A 6,894-nucleotide genomic window follows, 5' to 3' on the forward strand; every position below is an offset into this window, starting at 1 on the left:
CCGCGGCATCGCCCGCGGCCCCGGCCCCGGTCCGCCACCCGCCCCGTGCCACCCCGTCCCGGGCGTGTGCACCGGACCGGACCTCGCAAGCCCCCCTGCTCCATGCACCACCATCCCCGCCGTTGTGACGGCGGCGAAGGAGATGATTCACGTGTCCGCTACGCCTGTGCTGGCGTTGCGCGGAATCTCCAAGCGGTTCGGCGCCGTCCAAGCACTGACGGACGTCACCCTGGAGATCCACCCCGGTGAGGTGGTCGCCCTCGTCGGCGACAACGGCGCCGGCAAGTCCACGCTCGTCAAGACCATCTCGGGCGTCCACCCCGTGGATGACGGCGCCATCGAGTGGGAGGGCAGGACGGTCGGCATCAACAAGCCGCACGACGCCCAGGAACTCGGCGTCGCGACCGTCTACCAGGACCTCGCGCTCTGCGACAACCTCGACGTCGTCGCCAACCTCTACCTCGGCAGCGAGATCCGCACCGCGGGCGTCCTGGACGAGATCGCGATGGAGAAGCGCGCCAAGGAGCTGCTGGACACCCTGTCCATCCGCATCCCCAGCGTCCGTATCCCCGTCGCGGCGCTCTCCGGCGGTCAGCGGCAGGTCGTCGCGATCGCCCGTGCGCTGATCGGCGACCCGAAGGTCGTCATCCTCGACGAGCCCACCGCCGCCCTCGGTGTCGAGCAGACCGCCCAGGTCCTCGACCTCGTCGAGCGGCTGCGCGAGCGCGGCCTCGGCGTCATCCTCATCAGCCACAACATGGCCGATGTGCAGGCCGTCGCGGACCGGGTCGCGGTGCTGCGGCTGGGCCGCAACAACGGTGTCTTCGACGTCGAGGGCACCTCCCACGAAGAGATCATCGCCGCGATCACCGGCGCCTCGGACAACGCCGTGACCCGCCGCAAGGCGCGCACGAACCAGGTGAAGAAGGAGGCCGGAGCATGAGCGACCTCACCAAGCAGCCCGCCGGCGAAGAGCAGGCGACGACCGAGGCACCGGCCGCCGCCGACACCCCGCAGCCGGCCGCCGTCGACCCCCGGCTGCTCGTCCGGGAACAGGGCTTCACCGGCTATCTCAACGACTTCAAGCGCCGGGTGCGCGGCGGTGAGCTGGGCTCGCTGCCGGTCATCATCGGCCTGATCGTCATCGCGATCGTCTTCCAGCTCAAGAACAGCAGCTTCCTGTCCGCGGACAGCATCGCGAACATCGGTGTCTACACCTCCGGCCTCGGCATCATGGCCGTCGGCATCGTCTTCGTGCTGCTGCTCGGCGAGATCGACCTGTCCGTCGGCTCGGTGGCGGGTGTCGGCGCGGCCGTATGGGCCGTACTCAGCGTCACCAACGGCGTCAACGACTGGCTCGCGGTCCTGATCGCGATCGTCGCGGGCATCGCCATCGGCACCCTGCACGGGTTCTTTTTCGCCAAGATCGGTGTGCCGGCCTTCGTCGTCACGCTGGCCGGCTTCCTCGGCTGGAGCGGCCTGCAGATCTGGATGATGGGCAACGAGGGCTCCATCAACACGCCCAGCGGCAGCGTGGTGGAGAGCCTCACCGGCTACTACTTCGAGGACAAGGCCGCGGGCTACGGCCTCGCGCTGGTCGCCGTCCTCGCCTACGCCGGGTCGCTGCTGCTGGACAGCAAGCGCCGCAAGGCCGCCGCGCTGCCGTCCCGGCCGCTCAGCGAGATCCTGCTGCGCACCGGCGTGGTCGCGCTGATCGCCTTCGTCGTCGCCTATGTCCTCAACGAGCCGGCCGGTGCCCGCGGTCTGCCGCTGGCCCTGGTGCTGTTCCTCGCGGTCCTGGTCATCGCCGACTTCGTGGTGCGCCGCACCACCTACGGCCGGCAGATCTTCGCGGTCGGCGGCAACGCCGAGGCGGCCCGCCGGGCCGGTATCAATGTGCACAAGATCCGGATCAGCGTCTTCGCCATCTCCGGCATGCTCGCCGCGTTCGGCGGACTGTTCATCGCCAGCCTCTCCGGCGGCGCCACCAAGAACCTGGGCTCCGGCAACACCCTGATGAACGTCATCGCGGCGGCCGTCATCGGCGGTACCAGCCTCTTCGGCGGCCGGGGAAAGATCTGGTCCGCGCTGCTGGGCATGCTGGTCATCCAGTCGATCCAGCAGGGCCTGAACCTGCTCGGCATGGCCAGTGAGATCCAGTACATGATCACCGGTGCGGTGCTGCTCGCCGCCGTCGTGATCGACTCCGTCTCCCGCCGGACGCAGAAGACCGCCGGGCGCACCTGAGCACCGGCCGTCGTCCGACGGCATCGGCGCAGCGGGCGCGCCTGAACCGCGCCCGTCGGCAGCCGACGGCACCGGCCCCCACCGGGCAATGATCCGGTGGGGGCCGGTCCGCGTGCGCGGCCGCACCCCACCGTCGGCCGAAAGCCCGTGTCACCCGAGTGACATACATCGCGAGGCCCGGGCGTCGCCACCGAAGGCGCAACATTAGACTCATCTGATCGGCAGGCTCGATCACAGCAGCAAGCTCGACCACAGCAAGGAGGCAGGGGTGCAGGAGGTGCCGCGCAAAGCGCGTCCGGCCGGGGTGGTGGCGGGTGACGGGAGGGCGTTGCTTTCCCGTATCAGGGGACCGCGGGATCTGGACCGACTGGGCCCGGAGCAGCTTGAGCAGCTGGCGGGGGAGATCCGTACCTTCCTTGTCGACGCGGTCTCCAAGACCGGCGGACACCTCGGCCCGAACCTGGGCGTGGTCGAGCTGACCATCGCCCTGCACCGTGTCTTCGACTCCCCCAAGGACCGGGTCCTCTTCGACACCGGACACCAGTCCTACGTCCACAAGCTGCTTACGGGCCGTCAGGACTTCTCGGGACTGCGCACGAAGGGCGGCCTGTCCGGCTACCCCTCGCGGGCCGAGTCCGCCCACGACGTCATCGAGAACAGCCATGCCTCGACGGTCCTGGGCTGGGCCGACGGCCTGGCCAAGGCCAACCAGGTGCGCGGCAAGGACGACCATGTCGTCGCCGTCATCGGTGACGGCGCGCTGACCGGCGGTATGGCCTGGGAGGCGCTGAACAACATCGCCGTCGCCAAGGACCGCCCGCTCGTCATCGTCGTCAACGACAACGAGCGCTCCTACGCGCCGACCATCGGCGGCCTGGCCAACCACCTCGCCACCCTGCGCACCACCGACGGCTACGAGCGCTTCCTGGCCCGTGGCAAGGACCTCCTGGAGCGCACCCCGGTCGTCGGCAAGCCGCTCTACGAGACGCTGCACGGCGCCAAGAAGGGCCTGAAGGACTTCATCGCCCCGCAGGGCATGTTCGAGGACCTGGGCCTGAAGTACGTCGGCCCGATCGACGGCCACGACCTGGAGGCCCTGGAGTCCGCGCTCCAGCGCGCCAAGCGCTTCGGCGGCCCGGTCATCGTGCACTGCCTCACCGAGAAGGGCCGCGGCTACAAGCCCGCCGAGCAGGACGAGGCGGACCGCTTCCACGGCATCGGCGTCATCCACCCGGACACCGGGCTGCCGGTGTCCTCCGGCGGTGCCAGCTGGACCTCCGTCTTCGGCGACGAGATGGTCAAGCTGGGCCAGGAGCGCGACGACATCGTGGCGATCACGGCGGCCATGCTGCAGCCGGTGGGCCTGGGCAAGTTCGCCAAGGCGTTCCCGGACCGGGTCTACGACGTCGGCATCGCCGAGCAGCATGCGGCCGTATCGGCGGCGGGCCTGGCCACCGGCGGTCTGCACCCGGTCTTCGCCGTCTACGCCACCTTCCTCAACCGCGCCTTCGACCAGGTCCTGATGGATGTCGCGCTGCACAAGTGCGGTGTCACCTTCGTCCTGGACCGGGCCGGGGTGACCGGTGACGACGGCGCCTCGCACAACGGCATGTNGACCGGTGACGACGGCGCCTCGCACAACGGCATGTGGGACATGTCCCTGCTCCAGGTCGTCCCCGGTCTGCGGATCGCCGCGCCGCGCGACGCCGACCAGGTGCGCGCCCAGCTGCGCGAGGCCGTCGAGGTCAAGGACGCCCCGACCGTCGTGCGCTACTCCAAGGGCAAGGTCGGCCCCGCCGTCGAGGCCGTGGGCCGGGTCGGCGGCATGGACGTCCTGCGCAAGCCCGCCGAGAGCGTCACACGGCCGGACGTCCTCCTGGTCTCCGTCGGCGCGCTCGCCCCGATGTGCCTGGAGATCGCCGACCTCCTCGACAAGCAGGGCATCTCGACGACCGTCGTGGACCCGCGCTGGGTCAAGCCGGTCGACGAGGCGCTGCCGGGTCTGGCCGACCGGCACCGCGTGGTGATCACCGTCGAGGACAACTCCCGTACGGGTGGCGTCGGTTCGGCCATCGCCCAGTCGCTGCGGGACGCCGGGGTGGATCTGCCGCTGCGTGACTTCGGCATCCCCGAGCGGTTCCTCGACCACGCCTCCCGCAAGGAGATCATGGCGGAGATCGGGCTCACCGCGCCGGACATCGCCCGCCAGGTGACCGGCCTGGTCGCCAAGATCGACAACCGTGCCGAGGACGTCGCCGACACCGTGGACGCCCCGGCGGCCGCCGGCGCCCAGGGCGCGGCGGAGCCGGCCGAGGCCGCCCGCGACTGATTCCGCGGACGGCAACGATGGGCCGGGCCGGTCATCCGTATGGATGTTCTGCCCGGCCCATCGGCATAACCGCTGCCACACCCCATCGGGTGAATCCCCACCGCATGGAGGCCCGCCGGGGCTGACTGTTTCCTGACATTGCGGAGACTCGGTCAGTTCAGGAGAGTTGCGAGGGTCGTCCAGGCGGAGGTTCGCCCATGAGCACACAGCACGGCACACCACACGATTCACGCCGCGATCGCGGCCTGTTCCGGACAAAGACTGTAGAGCAGTCGATCCTGGACACCGAGGAGCCGGAGCACACGCTCAAAAAGTCCCTGTCGGCGCTCGATCTGACCGTCTTCGGTGTCGGTGTCGTCATCGGCACCGGAATCTTCGTCCTCACCGGAAAAATCGCCAAGGAGCAGGCCGGGCCCGCGGTCGCGCTGTCCTTCGTCGTCGCGGGCGTGGTCTGTGCGCTGGCGGCGCTGTGTTACGCGGAGTTCGCCTCCACCGTGCCGGTCGCCGGATCGGCCTACACCTTCTCGTACGCCTCACTGGGTGAGCTGCCGGCCTGGATCATCGGCTGGGACCTGATCCTGGAACTGGCCCTGGGCTGTGCGGTGGTCGCCGTCGGCTGGTCCGGCTACATCCGCGAACTGCTGGACGGCGCTGGTTGGCATCTGCCGTCCGGCCTGGCCGGCACCCATGAAGGGCACTTCGGCTTCGATCTTCTCGCCTGCATCCTCGTGCTGGTGCTGACCGCCATCCTGGTGTTCGGCATGAAGCTGTCCTCGCGGGTGACGGCAGTGGTCGTCGCGATCAAGGTCACCGTCGTCCTGCTCGTCATCATCGTCGGCGCCTTCTTCATCAGCGGTGCCAACTACGAGCCGTTCGTGCCGCCCAGCGAGCCCAATACGGCCGGCGGCGGACTGGCCGCGCCGCTGGCGCAGCTGATGTTCGGCTTCGCCCCGTCCAACTTCGGCACCATGGGCATCTTCGCCGCGGCGGCCGTGGTCTTCTTCGCGTTCATCGGCTTCGACATCGTGGCCACCGCCGCCGAGGAGACCCGCAATCCGCAGCGCGATGTGCCGCGCGGCATCCTCGGCTCGTTGGCCATCTGCACGGTCCTCTACGTGGCCGTGTCGGTCGTCGTCACGGGCATGGAGAAGTACAGCAAGCTCTCCACCGAGGCCCCGCTGGCCGATGCGTTCAAGGACCTCGGGCACCCCTTCTACGCAGATGTGATCAGCTTCGGCGCCGCCGTCGGCCTGACCTCGGTCTGCATGATCCTGCTGCTCGGCCAGAGCCGGGTGTTCTTCGCGATGAGCCGGGACGGGCTGCTGCCGCGGGTCTTCTCGCGGGCCCACCCGAAGTACGGCACTCCCTACCGCTCGACCATCGCGCTGGGCGTCGTCGTCGCCGTGGTCTCCGGCTTCACCTCGATCGACGTCCTGGCCGAACTGGTCAACATCGGTACGCTGTTCGCCTTTGTCGTCGTCGCCATCGGCGTCGTCCTCCTCCGCCGCTCCCGGCCGGATCTGCCCCGCTCCTTCCGCACCCCGTGGGTGCCGGTGGTGCCGATGCTGTCCGTACTCGCCTCGCTGTGGCTGATGCTCAATCTGCCCGCGGAGACCTGGGTGCGGTTCGGGATCTGGATGGTGGCCGGCTTCGGGATCTACTTCGTATACGGGCGCTCGCACAGCCGCCTCGGCATCCGCAACCGGCAGGCCGGCAAGGGCTGAGCCCGGTCCGTACGCCTGCCCCCGTCCCGTCCCTCCGATCGAGCCCTGTGCACCGCGCCTGCCGCGGTGTGCGGGGCTTTCGCGTACGGCGGCGAGACGGTGGCCCTACGCCCCGCCGCGCCCGCCACCGCGCCCCCACACCGCCCGCGGCCCGGTCACCCGCGCCCCCAGCGCCTGGACCCGCTCCCGCAGCCCGCGGTCCGCGGTGACCACCAGGCAGTCCCGCCCGCCGCCTTCCTGTGCCACCAGCTCCACGATCCGGTCGTCGCCGCTGCCGCCCGCGGACACCACCCGTACGCCCTCGACGGATGTCACCCCGCGCGCCGCGCCCTCCACCACGAGGACCATCTCCAGGGGCGGCGCGACCAGCCCCGGCAGCCCGTCCGTGGCGTACCCGGGCAGCGCGTCGCGCAGCCGCTCCGCCGCGCCGTGCCGGTCCCGCCACCAGCCGTCGGGCACCGAGCCGACGACGTTCGCGGCATCGACAATGACCAAGGAATCCATGCCGCAACCCTCCCATGCCGGGGCACCACCGCCCGCGCCCCGGATGCACGAAAGCGCGGGCCGGCTCCGCCGAGCCGGCCCGCGCATCCC

General features: G+C 70.2%; 5 protein-coding genes and 1 pseudogene. 5 read left to right on the forward strand and 1 reads right to left on the reverse strand.

All coding sequences use genetic code 11. From position 1 onward, the window contains the following. Nucleotides 1-142 precede the first annotated feature (142 nt). From DY245_RS04105 to DY245_RS04120, 5 genes and pseudogenes are all read left to right on the forward strand, one after another. Nucleotides 143-943, forward strand: a complete 801-nt coding sequence (locus DY245_RS04105) for an ATP-binding cassette domain-containing protein (RefSeq protein ID WP_128503559.1) — start codon at nt 143-145, stop codon at nt 941-943. Continuing rightward, nucleotides 940-2,247, forward strand: coding sequence for a sugar ABC transporter permease (locus DY245_RS04110; RefSeq protein WP_128503561.1), 1,308 nt, complete (start codon nt 940-942; stop codon nt 2,245-2,247). The genes DY245_RS04105 and DY245_RS04110 overlap by 4 nt, the downstream gene beginning before the upstream one ends. A 268-nt stretch (nt 2,248-2,515) precedes the next feature. Beyond that, on the forward strand, nt 2,516-3,860 hold a 1,345-nt coding region (gene dxs / locus DY245_RS04115; RefSeq protein ID WP_244942817.1), incomplete at its 3' end, for a 1-deoxy-D-xylulose-5-phosphate synthase. Nucleotide 3,861: 1 nt separating this feature from the next. Continuing rightward, nucleotides 3,862-4,576: pseudogene (locus DY245_RS45765) on the forward strand (transketolase C-terminal domain-containing protein); the annotation flags it as partial. A 197-nt stretch (nt 4,577-4,773) separates the two neighbouring features. After that, nucleotides 4,774-6,300, forward strand: coding sequence for an amino acid permease (locus DY245_RS04120; protein ID WP_128503566.1), 1,527 nt, complete (start codon nt 4,774-4,776; stop codon nt 6,298-6,300). Between the two features lie 105 nt (nt 6,301-6,405). Here the strand turns inward: DY245_RS04120 and DY245_RS04125 are convergent, their stop codons facing one another. Then, the gene (locus tag DY245_RS04125; RefSeq protein ID WP_128503568.1) at nt 6,406-6,804 is read right to left on the reverse strand and encodes a PIN domain-containing protein; all 399 of its coding nucleotides are present in this window, start codon (nt 6,802-6,804) and stop codon (nt 6,406-6,408) included. Nucleotides 6,805-6,894: the final 90 nt, after the last annotated feature.

Source organism: Streptomyces inhibens (assembly GCF_003389455.1).
Taxonomy (GTDB): Bacteria; Actinomycetota; Actinomycetes; order Streptomycetales; family Streptomycetaceae; genus Streptomyces; species Streptomyces inhibens.

Coding starts and splice junctions, on each gene's coding strand:
- DY245_RS04105 (WP_128503559.1), top strand. CDS start 143: ATGATTCACGTGTCCGCTACGCCTGTGCTGGCGTTGCGCGGAATCTCC.
- DY245_RS04110 (WP_128503561.1), top strand. CDS start 940: ATGAGCGACCTCACCAAGCAGCCCGCCGGCGAAGAGCAGGCGACGACC.
- DY245_RS04120 (WP_128503566.1), top strand. CDS start 4,774: ATGAGCACACAGCACGGCACACCACACGATTCACGCCGCGATCGCGGC.
- DY245_RS04125 (WP_128503568.1), bottom strand. CDS start 6,804: ATGGATTCCTTGGTCATTGTCGATGCCGCGAACGTCGTCGGCTCGGTG.